We start from the raw sequence: 18,828 nt of genomic DNA, 5'->3' as shown, positions 1-18,828 counted from the left end.
ACGCCGGGCGTGGCACTGATGCAAGTTAAGAGTCCGTCCACTGGACCCACTTTTTATAACCCAGCTTTTTAGCTGGGTTTTTTATGCCTGGATTTTGATTGCCACAAAATGAACTGCTCACGATTTAAGGACGTATTCCTGAAACAGGAAACTGGTCTGACCGGTCCCCTTTTTTGAGCGCAATGATCACGATTGTGCCGGATTTTGAGTGTTATTCTTTACGGAGGTATTGTGCGTCTTTTCCATATGGTCTACCTGAGCATGTTACTGCCTGCCAGTTATGCTTTTTCAGCAGAGCAAGTCACAGCACAACAGTTTGTTAATTTACAGCAAGGTAATACCAGCTTTGCCGGGTTTCGCAGAGCGCACGCTAAAGGGGCTTGTGTTACGGGGTATTTTGAGCCCAGTGGGCAACTGTCTGCCTTAACCCAGGTGCCGATTTTTGCGCAAGGCACAACGCCCTTTATTGGGCGCTTTTCTATCGCCGGTAATAATCCCACCGCGCCTGATCTGAAGTCACCCGTCAGGAGTCTGGCTGTCAGTTTCAATATCAGCCCAACGCAGCAATGGCGCATCGCGATGAATACGCCACCTGTGATGGCGGTGTCGAACCCGCATGATTTTTATCAACAAATCGCTGCAATAAAAAGCGGTCCGCAAGCACTCAAAGCGTTTTTTAACGCACACCCTGAGACGCAAGACTTCTTAAACTGGAAGGCGAGCTACACACCAAACCAGAGCTTAGCGCTGGAGCGCTATCACAGCATCAATGCATTTTACCTTGAAAATTCACAAGGAGAAAAACGCGCGGTGCGTTGGTATTTTGAACCCCAGGGGCATCCTATGGACGTGACATCGGATACCGACAATGCGTTGTTCGACGAGCTGTCAGCCAGATTATTGAAGGGGTCCGTAAAATTCAACTGGATTTTTATCCTGTCAGAAGAGACGGATGATGAGAATGATCCTGCTGTGAGCTGGCCAGAGGACAGGCAACGTGTTGTTGCGGGCGAGGTAGCCATTGAGCAAATTGATATGGACCTCAATGCACAGTGCCAGTCAATAAATTTCGATCCTTTAACTTTACCAAGTGGTATGTCGGCAACGGCTGATCCCATATTAAGAGCCCGCTCAGCGGCTTATGCAGAATCCTACCGACGCCGGGCGAAGGAAAAGTTACTGGAGGCACTTCAATGATGACCGATTCAAAGTATAGTTTGGCACTTCGCACTACACATTGGCTCATGGCTGTCTTATTAGCGTTTATGCTTGTTTCCGGACTGCTCATGATCCGGTCTTTGGAGGGGTGGCAGTTAAATGTGTTGGGGTTACATAAAGCGGTTGGGTTTATTGTGCTTGGGCTCTTTTGTTTGAGAGTTGCCTTTAAATTCACTCATCCAGCCAATCGGGCATTGCACAACGAGCCAGGCTGGAAAAATAAGGTGGCAGACACGGTGCACGGGCTAATGTATGTGTTGATGGCTGGCATTCCAGTGACAGGTTTATTATCTCAGTACTTTGCAAGCAGGCCAGTTAGTATTTTCGGGCTCTTTAGCCTTCCTGTGGCTGAGCAGAGCAATATCGTTTTGTATTCGATGGCCAGAGAGCTGCATGGTTTGCTGGCAGCTGGTTTAATTGCACTGATTTTATTACACCTTGGTGGCGTGATATATCATCAGTTCATTAAAAAAGACAACACACTCAGGCGGATGATCTAACAAATGATAAATTTTTAGCTTTGCTCAACGTCTAATACTGATAGAGTAATGCGGTTTTAGTTTGAGCTTGTCGAAGTCACTAACAGACAGGGCCAATTGTAGTGCGCGGGTTGCCATAACCGGTAGTCGCACAGCTGGTTCCGGGGGCTTTACCTCGCCACTTCCTAAGCCGGTAATGGGCGGTTAAATAGCGCCCATCAGTTGACCTGTTTTGTCAGTACGTCATACTCACAAACCACCTTTTTGAACCTTATATTTCAACGCTAGAGAGATTAAATGAAAACGTTAATTGTATTGCTTATGAGCGCTGTACTTGCTTTTTCCGCCCATGCAGATGAAAAATCTATTCAGCACCTCAAAATCGCAGATGTGACTTCGGTTGAGGATGCGAGAAAGATCTTTATTGAAAAAACATCGGAAATTAGAAGTAAACGAGACCTGGGGGCGGACGAGCTTCAGGAGATCCATGTGATCACGTATACCCTTGAGAAGAGCGTTGAGTTTTTCACGCTTAACCTGATTGGTGACAAGAAAAAGCTGGCAGAAGACATTGCGGTTGTGGTTGAAAATATTCACATTAATTCAGAAAGAAATCGCAAAGAAGAAACCCGCAAGTATCTTAATCAGTACTTTGTGATGGCAGATACTTTTATTAAGGGCTTCTAATTCGACCCCCTGAGCTGCACACTTTTAAAAGTGACGAGCCAGCCTGGCTGGCTCGTATTCATATTGTGATTATTGAAGCTCGAGTCAGGAAGCTGTTTATCAGGCGTGTCGCGCTTTGATTTGCCTGGTGTAAGGCAGTGCTAAGCCCAATGGAATAAGGGCGTGCAGATCAGCGATTTCGGTTCAAAAAACGCTCTACATTGGCAAAAAGCTTGTTGCATTTTTCAAGCTGATTTTGATATTCGGGGGCGTCTTCATTTAATAATTCAAGAGACTCTTTTTCCTGGCGATATTCATTCACCATTTTTTCGAGCTTTTCTTCAAAACTAATTTTTCGCCCTTTATTGGCAGTTTTCTTTGATTGCTTTCGCATGCTAAGTCTCAATTTGATAGATAAGGTTTTATGAGAAATACGGGCCGGTCAAATTGATAATGCGGTAATAACGATTAACTTTGTACGCCAGTTTTCTATATGGAGGGGTCAGAAATAGAGAATTAATTTCTGGTTAGCATTTCAGCCGTATTTTTGGGGTTACATAAAGGGATATGCGCTTTAAACAACACATCCCTTTATTATGATATTAAGCTGCAGTGACGTTGGCAGCTTGTGGGCCTTTGGCGCCTTGTTCTGAATTGAAAGCTACTTTTTGCCCTTCAACCAGAGTTTTAAAACCATCACCTTCAATTGCTCTGAAGTGTACAAACACATCTGCGCCGCCATTGTCAGGTGTGATAAAGCCAAAGCCTTTAGATTCGTTAAACCATTTTACTGAACCAGTTGTTTTATTAGACATACATACCTCGATATAATCGATAAAATTTAAATTGAAGCTACTAAATCTGTAATGAAGGAAAAGATATCGCAGGGTAAGTATGACGAAGTAAATCGAAAAGAAACTGGGAAAGCTTGTACTAAATATTCATTAATAGCTCAGCTGTTTGAGCTGTGACCCACTATACAGCATATTGAGTGAATAGATAGCACTTTATTTTATTTTTAGATTTTATAATGCTCAGCATAGCCGGTTATGCTGAGCATTATTATCAACTTAGTTAGTCTTCTTGCTTAGGATTGGGTAGCAGCAAATTCAGCACAATGCCCAAAATGGCACACAGGCTCACCCCTTGCAGGCTAAACTCGGTGCTGCCAAGTTGCATACCACCAATACCGAACACCAGGATCAGAGCGATGATACTCAGGTTACGCGGTGCACTGAGGTCAGTGTCTGACTTAACCAGTGTGTTTAGACCAACCACAGCAATAGAACCGAATAACAGGGTCATAATTCCGCCCATAACCGGGGTTGGAATGGTCTGTAGTCCAGCACCCATCTTACCAACAAAGGCCAGTACGATGGCTATCACTGCCGTCCAGGTCATGACCTGAGGGTTGAAGTTACGGGTAAGCATCACCGCCCCGGTGACTTCTGAGTAGGTGGTATTAGGTGGGCCACCAAACAAAGAGGCCGTAGAGGTGGCCAGGCCGTCGCCCAGTAAGGTGCGGTGCAGGCCAGGTTTTTCCAGGTAATCTTTACCAGTTACGTTACTGATAGCCATCATATCGCCTATGTGTTCAATGGCCGGAGCAATCGCCACGGGCACCATAAACAGGATGGCAGGCCAGTAAAACTCCGGCCAGACAAACGCGGGAACGGCCAGCCAGCTGGCATTGGTCACGGCATCAAACTGCACTATGCCGAAAAACAGCGACAAGGCATACCCGGTGATAATCCCTGCCAGGATGGGAATGAGACGAAAAATCCCTTTAGCGGTGACGGCAACCACTAAGGTCACAACGAGTGACAAGAGTGAAATGATCATCGCCTGCTCGTAGGCAACCAGCTGCACACTGCCATCGCCACTTTTGCCCATGGCCATATTAACGGCAACAGGGGCAAGCGCCAGGCCAATCACCATGATCACCGGACCGACAACAACAGGAGGTAAGATTTTATGCAGGATGTCAGCGCCCTTAAAGCGCACCAGCAAGCTCAGTAAAATGTAGGCAAACCCGGCAGCCATGAGTCCACCCATGGTCGCGGGGATCCCCCACACCTGCACGCTGGCAATGATGGGCGCGATAAAAGCAAAGGAAGAGGCCAGAAAAACCGGCACCTGACCACGCGTCACAAACTGGAACACCAAAGTGCCCAGGCCTGCGGTAAACAGCGCAACGTTGGGGTCCAGGCCGGTCAGCAAGGGCACCAGTACCAGCGCGCCAAAGGCGACAAACAGCATCTGGGCACCGCTGACAATGGTTTTAAGCGATGTGAAAGACGTATTGGACATTCAGAATGTCCTACACTGTGCCAAAGATTTTATCGCCGGCATCGCCAAGGCCTGGCACTATGTAGCCTTTTTCATTCAGGTGGCTGTCCAGTGAAGCGGTGAAAATCTCTACGTCTGGGTGGGCTTCCAGGGTTTTGTCTACGCCTTCAGGTGCCGCAACCAGCACAATGACTTTGATCTCTTTACAGCCGGCTTTTTTCAGCATGTCGATGGTGGCAATCATAGAGCCACCGGTGGCCAGCATAGGGTCAATTACCAGGCTCATGCGCTCTTCAATGTTACCAACCAGCTTCTCAAAATAGGGTACAGGCTCAAGCGTTTCCTCGTTGCGTTGCAGGCCAACCACACTGACCTTGGCGCTTGGAATTAACTGCATCACGCCTTCCATCATACCCAGCCCAGCGCGCAGGATTGGCACAACGGTAATTTTCTTGCCTTTAATGTGTTGTACTGTCAGGTCGTCTCCCTGCCAGCCCTTGATGGTGATATCTTCTAATGGAATGTCCTTAGTTGCTTCATAGGTCAGCAGGGTACCCACTTCCTGACATAACTCGCGAAAGCTTTTTGTGCTGATCCCATGCTCACGCATCAGGCCAAGTTTATGTTGTACAAGGGGGTGTTTGATTACATGAATGCTCATTGAAAAGATACTCCAGATAAAATGTATCGCTATTTTAGCTTAGCTAATCAAGAATTACCCTGAGATAACGCAAATAATTTATTCAATGAGTTAGGTGTAGTTTACAGGGTTAAATACAAAAACCTGAGGGCCCTGCAATGGCTCAATGTGATGGTCATGGAAGTGGCACAGATTGCGCTGGCACGGCTGGTAGTGCAAGGGAGATAACACGTCGCTGCGATAGTCTGTGGCGTTGTTGCAGATAGCCAAAGTGCTTGCGCAGCAACTGTGCTTGCAAGCCGCTGTCGCGCGCCTGCTCTAATGCACGTGTGAGAATAGAAATATGGACTTTGTTCTCGGGGTGCAGGTAAAAGTGAAAGTCTAGCGGGTAGCTCAGTACCAAATGTGGCTCTATGATCAGACCGTTACTCAGGGTGTAGTCATCTATTTCGTTTAGCCCCCGAGAAAAGTAATCAAAACCTCGATTGCCATCGGTGAGCATTCTTAAAATGGTCGAATGGTCGCTGGCACTTTCAATATAGGGCAGGTGATTAGCCTGCCAGATTTGGGTGTCGTACCAGCCCGGTGCAAAGACGCCAACTAGCTTGCTGCTGCGAAAAGCCTCCAGCGACGTCACCGCGTCAAAGCGCGCCTGATTGCGCTGATGAATGAGTAGCAGCCGTTTGCCTATCAGGCCTTGTGTAAGCGGCACTGCGACCTTATGAAAAGTGGCATCACGCTGGGGGGTTGCCAGGCGCATGATCATCGTGATCTTGCCACTTTGGAGCAGACGTGACTCACGTTTATATAAAGGGTTGGGGGTCATGGTGAGGGTCAGGTTGTAGCCCAGAGCATAGAGCGATTCGTGGAGTAACTCGCTCAGGTACTTTTGTAATTTGACCTGGCGTACCGGCAAAGTGATGTGCAGTTCGGGCCTTGCCTGCTGGCTGGTTTGCGCAGCCACGCAGGGGCTGAGCTGCACGAGTAATATCAAATAAAAGAAGCGCTTTACCACCCACACAAGTTTACTACCATTAAAGCCACGTCTTTGACAGTATAGGCAATTAACCGCGGCTGCCAGGCTAAAGCTTTTCTTTTTTTGTCGTTTATGTGAGAATTCACAGCGATAAACCGAGGACCCTATGAGCAAATTCTCCGCCACATTACTGATGATAGCCGCTTTGCTTGCCTTTATTGTACAAGGTATGGCGAATGCTGTAATGGCGTGTGAAGCACATATGCAGGGTCATGATATGCACACAGTCATGATGCAGCATCACCATGAAGCTGCATCGCCAGAAGTAACGGACACCTCTGTTCAGTTCAAGCATGACCATAGCAAGATGAGTCACACGCAGCAGCAAATGGACTGCTGTGATGATGACAGTGATTGCATATGCCTGACGCACGCTTGCGGTAGTGCGCAGCTGCTGCCTGTTGCGGAATTTTCTCTTACTACAGACTTAGTGTTCCTGGCTGCAATTTGGCATGGCGATCAACTCCCCATTGCCGTCGCTCAGTCCTTATATCGCCCCCCCATTTTTGCCTGACCCAGGTGAAGTGCGTCTGAAATTCGGCGCCTGACCTGTCAATCCAACTTCTTAAAATGATTTCACTGCGCTTTGCAGTGTGATGTTTATATGATTCTGACCTGCTTTCGTTATTTGAATGGGCAGGCAGAAGAAGACGGAGGCAAATGATGTCTTTTACTACCAATCAATATGGTCTATTTCTGAGCGCCTGTTTGTTCTCGCTGCTGAGCCTGAGCAGCCAGGCTCGGCCGGGCCCGTTACAGGCGTTAACTGTTTATAAAACGCCAACCTGTGGCTGCTGTAAAAAGTGGCTGTCGCACCTGTTGGCGCAAGGCGTTGCGGCGCAGGGAAGGGAGTTGGCGTCTTTAAGTGCGCTTAAATCACGTCACGGTATTGCACCGCGTTACCGCTCTTGTCACACCGCGCTCAGCCATGACGGCTGGGTATTTGAAGGGCATGTCCCGGCTAAGTTTATTCAGCAGTTTCTGGCCAACCCTAAAGCGGATGCCATTGGGCTGAGTGTGCCTGCCATGCCACTGGGCTCGCCTGGCATGGAAGTGGATGAGCGCTTTATGCCATACCAGGTCTTAATGCTGATGAAAGATGGCAGCCATCAGGTTTATGCGCAAATTGATACCTATGAGGAGCAGTTTTGATGTCGTTTTTAATTCCTGCAACAGCCCGTTACGCGTTGTTGGGCGCAGTGATAATGGCAACCAGCTCTGTGCAGGCCTCTACCAGTTTGCCTTTACAAAAAGCCATAGAGCAGGCAATTGCTCAGGATCCTTTATTGCAAAAACGCCACCATCAGCAGCAAGCCACCTATGCGCAAGGTCTTGCCGCCGGTACGCTACCCGACCCCAAAGTGTCCTTGTCTATGATGAATCTGCCGGTGGATGGCTGGCAACACGACCGCGAGGCAATGACCCAGCTTAAGGTGGGCGTGAGCCAACAGTTTGGCCGTGGTGATGAGCTGGCACTTAAACGCGAGCAGCTACAGATTGCCAGTGAAGAGTACCCGCTGCTGCGCGCCGATCGGGTTGCGCAGATCCGGGCACAAGTCAGTCAGCTATGGCTCGATACCTACCTGGCCGAGCGTACCATTGCTTTGATTGAGCAGGACAAAGCCCTGTTTGAGCAACTGGTCGATGTCAGTAAAGCCAGTTATGCCAATGTGGTCGGGCGTACCCGCCAGCAGGATGTGATCCGCGCGCAGCTGGAGTTGTTACAGCTCGACGACCGTCTCAGTGTTGAATACCAAAAACGGGAATCTGCGCGTGCACAGCTGCTGGCCTGGCTGCGAGGCGCTCAGGCGCATATCGCCTGGTCTGATATCAATCTGCCAGAGACTTTGCCTCAGCTAAAAGTGGCTGTTCCGGCTATTTTTGTACAAGGCAAGCCGGATGCAGAGCGACTACTGGAACGGCTTACCAGTCATCCGGTGGTGCTGGCGCAGGATGTACGTATTGAGGCGGCTGGCAAAGGGGTTGCAATTGCTCGCCAGCAATATAAGCCGCAGTGGGGCGTGAATGCCAGTTATGGATATCGCAGTGATATGCCAGATGGCAGCAGCCGCGCCGACTTCTTTTCGCTGGGGGTGACGCTGGATGTGCCTTTATTTACCGACAACCGTCAGGACCAGTGGCTGAACTCAGCTCAGTCAAATCGCGAAGCCATCAAAACCGATAAATTGCTGTTGCTGCGTGAGCTGTCCGGTCAGGTTGAAAAAGAGGCGAGCCAGCTCAGGCGATTGTCAGAGCGTCAGACCTTGTATCGGGAGCAGTTACTGCAACAAACACATGAACAGGCAGAAGCTGCACTTACCGCATATACCAATGATAACGGCGATTTTGCCGAGGTCGTGCGTGCTCGCATTGCCGAGCTCAATGCCAGGGTGGCGGCCAAACAAATTGACGTCGATGCCCTTAAAACCGTTGTCAGACTGAACTATTACCTCACCACCTATCAGCCAGGAGTGAATGATGAATAATACGCTGAAACTATTGCTAGCTGGCTTATCAGGGGGCGCGCTGAGCTATGCCCTGATGACGCTGACCGCTACACCCTCTCACACCGCTGATGCAGAGGCCGATAGCAATAAGCCGCTCTACTGGGTGGCACCAATGGACAGTAATTATCGTCGTGATAAACCCGGTAAGTCGCCCATGGGCATGGATCTGGTGCCTGTTTATGCCGAGAGTGAAGAACAGGTGGCAGGGGCAGTTACGATATCTCCTGAAGTGGTGAACAACCTGGGCGTGAGAACCGCTGCGGTTGAGGTGGGGCCGATGCACAGCACGATTTCGACGGTCGGTTACGTACAATATGACGAAGACAAATTGGTACACATTCACCCGCGCGTCGATGGCTGGGTTGAAACGCTGTACATCAAAGCGGCCGGCGAGCCGGTGGAGCAGGGGCAGCCTTTGTATTCGCTCTATTCACCGCAGCTGGTGAATGCGCAGGAAGAATTTTTGATTGCGCTAAATCGTAACAATGCCACTCTGATCAAAGCGGCACGCGAGCGTTTAATGGCGCTGCAATTGTCGGCCGATTTTATCGCCAGTTTAGAGGCGCAGCGTCAGGTGCGTCAGACCATCACTTTCTATGCTCGCCAAAGCGGCGTGATAGCCGAGCTGAAGATCCGCGAAGGGTTTTATGTCAATCCGGGTAATACCCTGATGAGCATCGCCCAGCTGGATCAGGTCTGGGTGGAAGCCGAAGTATTCGAGCGCGATACCGCGCTGGTGAAAGCCGGTCAGCCCGTTACCATGACGCTGGATTATCTGCCCGGTGCGCGTTGGCAGGGCAATGTAGATTATGTTTATCCAACCCTCAATGAAACCACCCGGACCCTGCGGGTGCGTTTGAAGTTTGACAATGCAGCAGGGCAACTGAAACCTAACATGTTTGCTCAGGTACAAATTCAGGCCGGTAGCAAAGCACAAGCCATGCAAGTGCCGAGCGAGGCGGTGATCCGCACCGGCAAGCAGGACAGGGTGGTTGTGGCGTTGGGCGACGGACGCTTTAAATCTGTGGCCGTTACTTTGGGCCGAGTAGGGCTGCAAAGCACGGAGATCCTCGAAGGACTTCAGCAGGACGATCGGGTCGTCACCTCGGCTCACTTCCTGATTGATTCGGAGTCCAGCAAAAACTCTGACTTTAAGCGTATGAGTGCGGATGCAAAACCAACTCAGGTCTGGATGGCCGGCACTGTAAACCACTATGAGGCGCAATCGGACGTGATCAACATAACCCATGATGCCGTGCCCGAGTGGGAATGGCCCGAAATGACCATGGACTTTCAACTTGCCGAGACGCTCGACAGCAGTGGGCTAAAAACTGGTCAGTCGCTGCATTTTGAGGTTACCAAAACGGATGCCGGGTATGAAATCACCACCATTCATATCATGGCGGAACCGACTTTGCCAACGGCGACCGTGGACGGCCATATCAAGGCAATAGATGCCGCGTCTCGTATCGCCACTATCCATCGCGGTGCCATAGAAAAATGGGGTCGGGCAGCGGCCACCATGGACTTTGTGATAGCCGAAGATATTGATCTGAGTGCGTTTAATGTTGGCGATCAGATAACCTTTACCTTTGAAGTGGGGGATGACTTTGTTGTGACCCAGATGCAGCACGGCGAGCCAGACTCAGCCATGTCTGAACATGCGCATCATTAAGCCAGGAGTATTATCATGATAGCAGCAATCATAACCTGGTCTTTGCACAATCGCGTACTGGTCCTGCTGAGCACGCTGATGCTGGTGGCAGGCGGCCTGTTTGCACTGAAGCAAACCCCGGTCGATGCCATTCCGGATTTATCGGATGTGCAGGTCATAGTAAAAACCAGTTATCCGGGCCAGTCGCCACAGGTGGTCCAGGATCAGGTCACCTTTCCTCTGACTACCGCTATGTTGTCGGTCCCAGGGGCAACCACAGTGCGGGGTTACTCCTTCTATGGCGATTCCTATGTGTATGTGATCTTTGATGACGACACGGATCTCTATTGGGCGCGCAGCCGGGTACTGGAGTATCTCAGCCAGGCGGCCAACTTACTGCCACCGACTGCCAAGCCACAACTTGGGCCTGACGCCACCGGGGTGGGCTGGGTGTACATTTATGCCCTGACGGATCGCTCGGGTAAGCATGACATCAGCCAGTTACGTAGTCTTCAGGATTGGTTCTTAAAATACGAGTTACAGACGGTGCCCGGGGTCTCCGAAGTGGCTTCTGTAGGTGGTATGGTTAAGCAATATCAGGTGCAGGTTGATCCCGATAAACTGCGCGCCTATAACCTGCCCCTGAGCCATATTCAGCAGGCGCTGCAACGGGGGAACCAGGAAACCGGCGCCTCAGTCATCGAGATGGCAGAAGCCGAATATATGGTGACGGCCACAGGCTATATTCGTTCGGTCACCGACATTGCGCAGATCCCACTGGGCCTCAATGCACAGGGCACCGCACTGACCTTAGGTGATGTCGCGCAAATAACCATAGGCCCGCAAATGCGACGTGGCATTGCCGAGCTTAACGGCGAAGGTGAAGTGGTTGGCGGCGTGGTGGTCATGCGCTTTGGTGAAAATGCGCAGCAGACCATTGCCGGTGTGAAAGCTAGGCTGGATGAGTTGAAGGCGTCCTTACCCGAAGGGGTTGAGGTGGTCACTGTGTATGACCGCAGCCAGCTGATCGAGCGGGCGGTTGATAACCTGTGGCAAAAGCTGCTTGAAGAGCTTTTGGTGGTGGCCGTGATCTGTGCCGCCTTCCTGTTCCATTTACGCTCCTCGCTGGTGGCGGTGATCACTTTGCCGCTGGGGATCCTGGTGGCCTTTATTGTCATGTATTTTCAGGGGATCAACGCCAATATCATGTCGCTTGGCGGAATTGCCATCGCCATAGGTGCGATGACCGATGGGGCAATCGTGATGATAGAAAACCTCCACAAGCACATGGAAAAGACCCCGCTGACCGATGACAATCGCTGGCAGGTTGTGGCAAAAGCCGCCACGGAAGTGGGACCAGCCCTGTTCTTTAGCTTACTGATCATCACAGTGTCATTCCTGCCGGTGTTTATTCTCGAAGCACAGGAAGGGCGCATGTTTGCGCCGCTGGCATACACTAAAACCTATGCCATGGCGGCAGCTGCCGGACTGGCAATTACCCTGGTCCCAGTGCTGATGGGTTATTTCATCCGGGGGAAAGTCACGCCGGAGCGCAAAAACCCGCTCAACCGGCTGCTTATAGCCGCTTATATGCCGCTGCTGCGACAGGTGATGCGTTTCCCCAAAACTACACTGCTGGCAGCGGTCGCTCTGACTGTGGTGGGCTTTTATCCGCTCAATAAAATCGGCAGCGAGTTTATTCCGCCACTGGATGAAGGCGACCTGATGTATATGCCCACCACTTATCCGGGGATTTCCATCGGTAAAGCGCGTGAACTGTTGCAGCAAACCGACAAACTGATTGCCACCGTGCCCGAGGTAGAGAATGTGTTTGGTAAAGTCGGACGTGCCGAATCGGCCACCGATCCCGCCCCGCTGACCATGATTGAAACCTTTATTCAGCTTAAGCCACGTAGTGAATGGCGTGAGGGAATGACCACAGACAAACTTAAAGCCGAACTGGACCGTTTGGTGAAGTTACCGGGTGTCAGTAATGCCTGGGTAATGCCCATAAAAACCCGTATCGATATGCTCGCGACGGGGATCAAAACACCGGTGGGGGTTAAGATTGCAGGCCCGGACTTGGCCGTTATTGAATCGCTCGGCCAGCGCCTTGAAACCACTCTCAGCAAGGTACCAGGCACGGCGTCTGTGTATTCCGAGCGGGTTGCGGGCGGACGTTATATTAAGGTGGATATTCGCCGTGAGCAGGCCAGTCGCTTTGGGCTGAACATTGCTGATGTACAGCAGGTGGTGGCCACCGCCATTGGCGGTATGAATGTCACTCAAACCGTAGAAGGGCAGGAGCGCTACCCGGTAAATTTACGTTATCCGCAGGATTATCGTAGCTCGCCCGAGCAGCTGGCACGGTTGCCAATCGTGACGCCTACCGGTCAGCGTATTGCACTTGGGGATGTGGCCGATGTGTACGTGGAAAGTGGTGCGCCGGGGATCAAAAGTGAGAACGCCCGCATCAATGGCTGGACCTTTGTCGACATAGACGGTGTAGACCTGGGCAGTTATGTTGAGCAGGCGCGCAGTGTGGTCGCCAAAGAGCTGGAATTACCCGCCGGGTACTCATTAAACTGGGCGGGTCAATATGAATATATGCTCCGTGCCCAGGAAAAGCTCAGTTATGTACTACCGCTGACTTTGGCAATCATCATGTTGCTGTTATACCTTAACTTCCGCCGGTTTGGTGAAGTGGCGTTGATCCTGCTGACTCTGCCTATGGCCACCGTGGGCGGTCTGTGGTTGATGTATTTGCAAGGCTTTAACTTCTCTGTCGCGGTGGGGGTTGGCTTTATTGCGCTGGCCGGTGTAGCGGTTGAGATTGGCGTACTCATGCTGGTGTATCTGGAGCAGGCGTTTAAAGATTTGCAAAGCGAGGCCAAAGCACGGCGGGTGGCGGTAAGCGAATCGCAATATATCGATGCTTTGCTACATGGTGCCGCACTGCGAGTGCGGCCGGTGATGATGACCGTCGCGACTATCATCATTGGCTTGCTGCCCATTTTGTATGGCACAGGCACGGGCTCTGAAATCATGAGCCGGATTGCCGCGCCTATGGTGGGTGGTATGCTCAGCGCACTGGTATTAGCGCTATTGGTATTGCCGGTGTGTTATAGCCTGATGAAAAAGCCCGCGCTGCAACGCTTTAACGCGCAAATACAGCAGACCCTTTAACAGCTAGGTTGGAAAAGTCAGGCCATTATTGACTTGAGTGGCGGCCAGAAACTCATCAAAGGCACTGACTTTTCCCAACAGCGCCACCTTAGTGGCGTGCCATTCACGGCGCTGATAACCGCCAATTTCCTGCCAGGCGGCCATCTCATCGGCACTCGGGTAATAAATGGTGGCGCCATTTCTGAGCAGGCCACGTTGACAATAAAGTGCAGCGCGACGAGCCATCGACAGATGCTGAATAAAGGTTTTCTCGGCGCCTTCCCAGACGGCAATGCGCAGTTTTCGTGGCAACGAATTGAGCCACTGCTGATTAATAACCGATACCCAGCCATCCTGCACCGAATTAATCAAAGAGACGGCTCCTATGTGGCGATTGAGCCCGTTCGGGCCGTTATACAAGCCGGTGACGGACGGGTCCAGCGCATCAAAGCGTCGGTTAGCGGCCAGCGTGGCTGCTTTTTTCCAGGCTACCTGGACGGGCGTGGTGCCACAGAGTTGATAAAACTGTCTGAGTACCTGACTGGCGGGCACACGAAAGATCACATCAATGATATCACTGGGCGTTTTCAGCAGTTTGCCGTACTGGCGTGTGGAGGTCAGGGTTCTGGCGCCGGGCAGATGATAGAGCAAGATTGCAATCTCGCTCTGAGCACGGATCTGATCGGTGATCTGCTGCTGCCATAACTTTGACGTGATGAGATTCAGATAGGGCTGAGACTGGGCAGCCCAAAAGGGGATATTGAGTATATCCAGTTTGGGTACGATAGGTGACAGGTTAGACACACTCAGCAGTGCGCCCTGAATCGCGCCTCGGGACACCTGGACAGCCAGCTCATGGCCAACGCCTTGCAGGCCTTTATCGCGGATCTCTACACAGATCTTGCCATTTGAAAAGTCCTCAATATTGTGTTTCAACTGCTGATGCATGTGAGGCGAAGAAAGCCACATGTCGCTGTCATAGGGAGAGGCGAAGATCAGGCGATGCCGGGCACCAGTGCAGGTTTGCTGTTGTGCAGAAAGAGCGGGTAAGCCAACTCCGAGCAGGGGCAGCAGGACCGCACTTTGACGTAAAAATGCACGCCGACCAGCAGAGGATGGACTCAGGGGTTTACTTAAGCTGCTCATGCCCTCACTCAAAGTAACTGCAACCCAATCGCATCAGGTTTAAACAAGTCATAGTGTTAAAGTCTAGACTGCATTGGATTAAATGGAAAACGGGCGTGGATATCCGTTTACCAGGGCTCACCATGAATGCAGCAATATGCACAACGGGACAAACAAAGCAAAGTCAGGGCAGAGGCTCGCCGAACGCGATTATGTTGTCTAAGCTTAGGGAGAGTGGGGCAAGTCAGGAACATATTTGTGCAGTTAAAACAGTCACTTTTGTTATTTAAAGTGGCCGCAGTCGGGGCGGCGGTGATCATAGCGACAGTGAGCTGGTTCCTTTATCGGGAGCTGGACCACAGCAAGCAGCTTAACGATCATTTATTTAAACTACAAACCCAGATCCAGCGCTTGCTGGACCAGGAAGAACGCTTTGTGATTGAAAGGCAAAAAGCCTCGCTCCTGTCGATTGATGAATACCGCTACGCCTATCGCGACAGCTTTAATGAGCTGGCCGCGCTGTTGGTATCGGATCATCAGCATCTGGCGCTGTTGTTTAAACTCGACGAGCAGGTTAACCGCTTTGCCGGGTTGTATGAGCAACTGGCTTCCATGCAGGCCTTGTTGGGCTATGACAAAGACGATGGCGTGTATGGCGAGTTTCGCAACAAAGCCCATGCCCTGCAGGCTCTGGCTAAGGCGGCAAAAGATCCGCAATTGGAGATCCTGCTGCTGGAGTTGCGGCGGCGGGAAAAAGACTTTTTGCTCAGACTCGACAACAGCTACCTCAACCAGCATGGGGATTTGATTTTACAGGCCAAAAATCGCATCCGGGAGAAGTTCCCTGAGCGTGCTGAGTCCTTTTTATTAACGCTGGAGCAGTATCAGAACGGTTTTATCGTATATACCAATGTACTGAAAAAGCAGGGGCTGGACCACACTCAGGGCGTACGTGGTGAGCTCGGAGAGTTAAAGCTGGCGATCCGCGGCCACTTTACCATAGTGGCCAAACAGCTGTTTAGTGCTTACCAGGAAGAGCAGCAACAGCTGATCCTGATCAGTTTGTTATCCATAGTGCTAAGCAGCGGTTTTAGCTTGCTGCTTTTATATTATCTCAACAGCCGGGTGTCTGATCAGGTGATGAGCATTGGTCGGGTGCTGGTCAGAGTGGCCAAGCATGAAGACTTTTCCTTACGGGTTAACCTGCACAGTGAAGATGAAATTGCGCAGATCGGTCATCATCTGGATGAGCTGCTGGATTTTATTGAGACCCTGATGGCCCGCCTTAGCGCGGCCCAGCAGCGACTGATTGAAGAAGCCAAAATGGCCAGTCTGAGTAATATGGTCAGCGGCTTTGCCCATGAACTGAATACCCCATTGGGCATTGCCATTACCAGCCAGTCGCACCTTAAAGCCCAGGTCGAAAACATGCGCCGTGATTTAGACAGTGGCCAGCTGAAAAAAACCACCCTGACCAATCTTATCGGCGAAGCTGAATCGGCGCTATTTTTGCTCGAAAACAATTTGCATCGTACAGCCTCGCTCATCGATGACTTTAAAAAGGTATCGGCACAGCAACACTACGACACTGAAATGGAGTTTGATCTAAAAACCCTGGTGGAAGGGGTGTTTGACTGTTACCGCAGTGATTTGCCTGAACAAGAATACACAATAGAGATAGAAATCCCGGACAACCTGATCCTCAGCAGCTACCCGAATGTGTTTAACCAGATCATCGGTTACAGCCTGAATAACAGTATATTGCATGGCAAGCACCCAGACAGACCACTGACCATAGTAGTATCGGCGCACATTGTGAACGACTATGTGCACTTTTATTTTAAAGACGACGGACAGGGTATCGACAAGGAGTTGTTGCCAGTGATCTTTGAGCCTTTTGTGACGTCAAAACGGCACTCAGGTGGCACCGGGTTGGGTCTCAGCATTATTTACAACCTGGTGACGCAAAAATTAGGTGGGGAAATTAAAATACAAAGCCCCGCACATGGCGGGGCTTGCTTGCACATTATTCTGGCGAACACGCCGTTTAAGACAGTATCACCAGAGTAAAGTTACGGACGGTGGGTTAAGCTTTTTTGCTGGCAACCCACTCGTTCACGAACTGTTCCAGTACATTAAGTGGTACAGGACCATTCTTCAGCACTACGTCGTGGAACTGGCGGATATCGAACTTATCGCCCAGCTCTTTCTTCGCATCTTCACGCAACTTAAGAATTTCCAGCATACCAATCTTATAAGCCGTTGCCTGAGATGGGATAACAATGTGACGCTCTACCATTTTCACAGCATCGGACTTAGCGTTTGGCGTATTGTTTACATAGTAATCAATGCCTTCCTGACGCGTCCACTTCATGGCATGGATACCGGTATCGACGACCAGGCGACAAGCACGCCACAGTTCCATCGCCAGGCGGCCAAAGTCAGAATACGGGTCTTCGTACAGGCCCATTTCTTTTGGTACCAGCTCAGAGTACAGTCCCCAGCCCTCGGTGTAAGCGGTATAGCGACCAAACTTACGGAACTTAGGCATGTTTTCTAATTCCATCGCAATGGCGATTTGCATGTGGTGGCCAGGAATACCTTCGTGGTAAGCCAGCGCTTCCATTTGATAGGTTGGCATGGCTTCCATGTCATAGAGGTTGGCATAGTAGATGCCAGGGCGCGAGCCATCCGGCGCAGGCTGTTGATAGAAAGCTTTACCCGCTGATTTTTCACGGAAGGCTTCTACGCGTTTAACTATCATGTCAGCCTTTGGCTTGACGATAAACAGCTCATCAAGGCGGCCTTTAAGGTTGTCTATCATGGCCGTTGCATCTGCCAGGTACTTAGCCTTACCTGCTTCGGTGTTAGGCAGATAGAACTGCTCGTCGGTGCGCATAAACTCCATAAAGGCTTTTAGGTCGCCCTTAAAGCCGACTTTTTCTTTGATTTCACGCATTTCGTCGTGAATACGCGCTACTTCAGACAAGCCAATTTTATGGATCTCGGCAGCTGTTAAGTCTGTGGTGGTAGTGCGAGCCAGGGCATTATTGAAGTATTTCTCACCGTCAGGGAACTTCCAGGCACCATCGCGGGTATCGGCACGCTTTTCAAGCTGCTGAAGGTAGCCGATCAGCATGCTGTAGGCTGGCTTAACCGCAGTTTTAAGGGCGTCAGTGGCTTCACCGATCAGTGCTTGTTTTTCGTTGTCTGCAATATCCAGCTTCTCGACTTTACGCTTAAAGTCAGCCATTAAGGTAGAATCTTCACCTTCAACGAATGGAGCACCTTTAATGATATTCTTGCTTGACTCAATCACGTGAGGGAAGACAAATTTAGGCGCAATGATGCCTTTGTCAGCACGGATCTCCAGGTCTTTTACCAGCTGATCGAATACCGCAGGCACACCATTGAGACGTGAAATATACGCTTTGGCGTCTTTAACGTCGGTGATTTGGTGCTGGTTGATCAAAAATGCCGGGACCATAGAGTGCGTACCGTACATCTGGTTAACCGGGTAGTTGTGGAAACGCCACTGGAAGTCGGCAATTTCATTTTCTATGCCTTGCTTAAACAAGTCGTAGCTGACCTGGGTCTGTGCATCCAGTTTGCTGCGATCAATGGCTTGCAGGGCAACCAGGTCTTTTTTAGCCAGTTCAAGATCTTCAATGGCGCGTGCTTCCGACTGGTCATCCCATTTGTCGTAGTCTTGTTTAATGCCAAGGTAAGTCTGATATACCGGGCTGCGCATCACACCTCGCATAAAGACTTCATCAAAAAAGGCGTTGGCCTTTTCAACTTCGCTTTGTACCACTTGTTGTGTTGTCGCCGTCTTGGCGGTGTTGTTTGGTTGTTCTGCTGTTTGCTGACAACCTGAGAGGAGCGCTGCTGCCACGGCTGCGGCAAGGAGTGTCATTTTACGCATGGGTTACCTTTTTTATTGTGTTCCACTTGGATTTGGGTGCTAGTGCAATGCCACCAACAAAAATAGTCTCCTGGCAGACGATTTTGCATCTGCCGGGGAGTTTTCCTGCACCATCTTAACTTAT

At 50.6% G+C, this 18,828-nt stretch carries 16 protein-coding genes; 9 read left to right on the top strand and 7 right to left on the bottom strand.

Annotation, left to right across the window (positions count from 1 at the left end; translation table 11 throughout):
• Positions 1-231 precede the first annotated feature (231 nt).
• The 3 genes from TW77_RS00915 (at position 232) to TW77_RS00905 (ending at position 2,384) form a co-directional block, all read left to right on the top strand.
• The gene (locus TW77_RS00915) at positions 232-1,197 is read left to right on the top strand and encodes a catalase family peroxidase (RefSeq protein WP_240479439.1); all 966 of its coding nucleotides are present in this window, start codon (positions 232-234) and stop codon (positions 1,195-1,197) included.
• Positions 1,194-1,718 (top strand): cytochrome b, encoded by a 525-nt coding sequence (locus TW77_RS00910; RefSeq protein ID WP_046003075.1) that lies wholly within the window; start codon positions 1,194-1,196, stop codon positions 1,716-1,718. Before TW77_RS00915 ends, TW77_RS00910 begins: the two co-directional genes overlap by 4 nt.
• A 276-nt stretch (positions 1,719-1,994) precedes the next feature.
• Complete coding sequence (locus TW77_RS00905) at positions 1,995-2,384, top strand: DUF6746 family protein (protein WP_046003074.1); 390 nt, start codon at positions 1,995-1,997, stop codon at positions 2,382-2,384.
• A 169-nt stretch (positions 2,385-2,553) separates the two neighbouring features.
• On the opposite strand, the gene TW77_RS00900 is transcribed toward TW77_RS00905, so the two are convergent.
• The 5 genes from TW77_RS00900 to TW77_RS00880 all read right to left on the bottom strand — a co-directional run bounded on the left by TW77_RS00900 (position 2,554) and on the right by TW77_RS00880 (position 6,313).
• On the bottom strand, positions 2,554-2,757 hold the full coding sequence (locus TW77_RS00900; protein ID WP_046003073.1) for a hypothetical protein: 204 nt from the start codon (positions 2,755-2,757) through the stop codon (positions 2,554-2,556).
• A 208-nt stretch (positions 2,758-2,965) separates the two neighbouring features.
• Entirely contained in the window at positions 2,966-3,178 is a 213-nt protein-coding gene (cspE, locus tag TW77_RS00895; protein ID WP_046003072.1) for a transcription antiterminator/RNA stability regulator CspE, read from the bottom strand.
• Positions 3,179-3,437: 259 nt separating this feature from the next.
• A complete protein-coding gene (locus TW77_RS00890) occupies positions 3,438-4,673 on the bottom strand; it encodes a uracil-xanthine permease family protein (RefSeq protein ID WP_046003071.1) in 1,236 nt (411 codons plus the stop codon).
• A 10-nt stretch (positions 4,674-4,683) separates the two neighbouring features.
• Positions 4,684-5,313, bottom strand: coding sequence for a uracil phosphoribosyltransferase (upp, locus tag TW77_RS00885; protein ID WP_046003070.1), 630 nt, complete (start codon positions 5,311-5,313; stop codon positions 4,684-4,686).
• A 154-nt stretch (positions 5,314-5,467) separates the two neighbouring features.
• Positions 5,468-6,313: a hypothetical protein gene (locus TW77_RS00880; protein ID WP_052712982.1), complete on the bottom strand. Its 846-nt coding sequence runs from the start codon at positions 6,311-6,313 to the stop codon at positions 5,468-5,470.
• Between the two features lie 121 nt (positions 6,314-6,434).
• Between TW77_RS00880 and TW77_RS00875 the strand changes: the two genes are divergently transcribed.
• From TW77_RS00875 to TW77_RS00855, 5 genes are all read left to right on the top strand, one after another.
• The gene (locus tag TW77_RS00875) at positions 6,435-6,842 is read left to right on the top strand and encodes a hypothetical protein (RefSeq protein WP_046003069.1); all 408 of its coding nucleotides are present in this window, start codon (positions 6,435-6,437) and stop codon (positions 6,840-6,842) included.
• Positions 6,843-6,991: 149 nt separating this feature from the next.
• The gene (locus tag TW77_RS00870; protein WP_052712981.1) at positions 6,992-7,480 is read left to right on the top strand and encodes a DUF411 domain-containing protein; all 489 of its coding nucleotides are present in this window, start codon (positions 6,992-6,994) and stop codon (positions 7,478-7,480) included.
• Positions 7,480-8,814, top strand: a complete 1,335-nt coding sequence (locus TW77_RS00865; protein WP_082078777.1) for a TolC family protein — start codon at positions 7,480-7,482, stop codon at positions 8,812-8,814. Before TW77_RS00870 ends, TW77_RS00865 begins: the two co-directional genes overlap by 1 nt.
• Complete coding sequence (locus TW77_RS00860) at positions 8,807-10,510, top strand: efflux RND transporter periplasmic adaptor subunit (protein ID WP_046003068.1); 1,704 nt, start codon at positions 8,807-8,809, stop codon at positions 10,508-10,510. The genes TW77_RS00865 and TW77_RS00860 overlap by 8 nt, the downstream gene beginning before the upstream one ends.
• Before the next feature lie 15 nt (positions 10,511-10,525).
• Positions 10,526-13,675, top strand: coding sequence for an efflux RND transporter permease subunit (locus tag TW77_RS00855; protein WP_046003067.1), 3,150 nt, complete (start codon positions 10,526-10,528; stop codon positions 13,673-13,675).
• A gap of 3 nt (positions 13,676-13,678) precedes the next feature.
• Here the strand turns inward: TW77_RS00855 and TW77_RS00850 are convergent, their stop codons facing one another.
• Positions 13,679-14,800 (bottom strand): TRAP transporter substrate-binding protein, encoded by a 1,122-nt coding sequence (locus tag TW77_RS00850; protein ID WP_052712980.1) that lies wholly within the window; start codon positions 14,798-14,800, stop codon positions 13,679-13,681.
• Positions 14,801-15,037: 237 nt separating this feature from the next.
• On the opposite strand from TW77_RS00850, the gene TW77_RS00845 reads away from it, so the two are divergent.
• On the top strand, positions 15,038-16,849 hold the full coding sequence (locus TW77_RS00845; protein ID WP_046003066.1) for a sensor histidine kinase: 1,812 nt from the start codon (positions 15,038-15,040) through the stop codon (positions 16,847-16,849).
• Positions 16,850-16,865: 16 nt separating this feature from the next.
• On the opposite strand, the gene TW77_RS00840 is transcribed toward TW77_RS00845, so the two are convergent.
• Positions 16,866-18,704: a DUF885 domain-containing protein gene (locus TW77_RS00840; protein WP_046003065.1), complete on the bottom strand. Its 1,839-nt coding sequence runs from the start codon at positions 18,702-18,704 to the stop codon at positions 16,866-16,868.
• Between the last annotated feature and the right edge of the window lie 124 nt (positions 18,705-18,828).

It is taken from the genome of Pseudoalteromonas rubra (assembly GCF_000967655.1).
Taxonomy (GTDB): domain Bacteria; phylum Pseudomonadota; class Gammaproteobacteria; order Enterobacterales; family Alteromonadaceae; genus Pseudoalteromonas; species Pseudoalteromonas rubra_A.
This window is presented reverse-complemented; position numbering and strand designations above follow the sequence as displayed.

Bases quoted from the DNA above. Each gene is read 5' to 3' on its own strand.
- TW77_RS00855 (WP_046003067.1), top strand. From the start codon at position 10,526: ATGATAGCAGCAATCATAACCTGGTCTTTGCACAATCGCGTACTGGTC.
- TW77_RS00900 (WP_046003073.1), bottom strand. From the start codon at position 2,757: ATGCGAAAGCAATCAAAGAAAACTGCCAATAAAGGGCGAAAAATTAGT.
- TW77_RS00840 (WP_046003065.1), bottom strand. From the start codon at position 18,704: ATGCGTAAAATGACACTCCTTGCCGCAGCCGTGGCAGCAGCGCTCCTC.
- TW77_RS00860 (WP_046003068.1), top strand. From the start codon at position 8,807: ATGAATAATACGCTGAAACTATTGCTAGCTGGCTTATCAGGGGGCGCG.
- TW77_RS00875 (WP_046003069.1), top strand. From the start codon at position 6,435: ATGAGCAAATTCTCCGCCACATTACTGATGATAGCCGCTTTGCTTGCC.
- TW77_RS00910 (WP_046003075.1), top strand. From the start codon at position 1,194: ATGATGACCGATTCAAAGTATAGTTTGGCACTTCGCACTACACATTGG.
- TW77_RS00905 (WP_046003074.1), top strand. From the start codon at position 1,995: ATGAAAACGTTAATTGTATTGCTTATGAGCGCTGTACTTGCTTTTTCC.
- cspE (WP_046003072.1), bottom strand. From the start codon at position 3,178: ATGTCTAATAAAACAACTGGTTCAGTAAAATGGTTTAACGAATCTAAA.
- TW77_RS00850 (WP_052712980.1), bottom strand. From the start codon at position 14,800: ATGAGCAGCTTAAGTAAACCCCTGAGTCCATCCTCTGCTGGTCGGCGT.
- TW77_RS00870 (WP_052712981.1), top strand. From the start codon at position 6,992: ATGTCTTTTACTACCAATCAATATGGTCTATTTCTGAGCGCCTGTTTG.
- TW77_RS00865 (WP_082078777.1), top strand. From the start codon at position 7,480: ATGTCGTTTTTAATTCCTGCAACAGCCCGTTACGCGTTGTTGGGCGCA.
- upp (WP_046003070.1), bottom strand. From the start codon at position 5,313: ATGAGCATTCATGTAATCAAACACCCCCTTGTACAACATAAACTTGGC.
- TW77_RS00890 (WP_046003071.1), bottom strand. From the start codon at position 4,673: ATGTCCAATACGTCTTTCACATCGCTTAAAACCATTGTCAGCGGTGCC.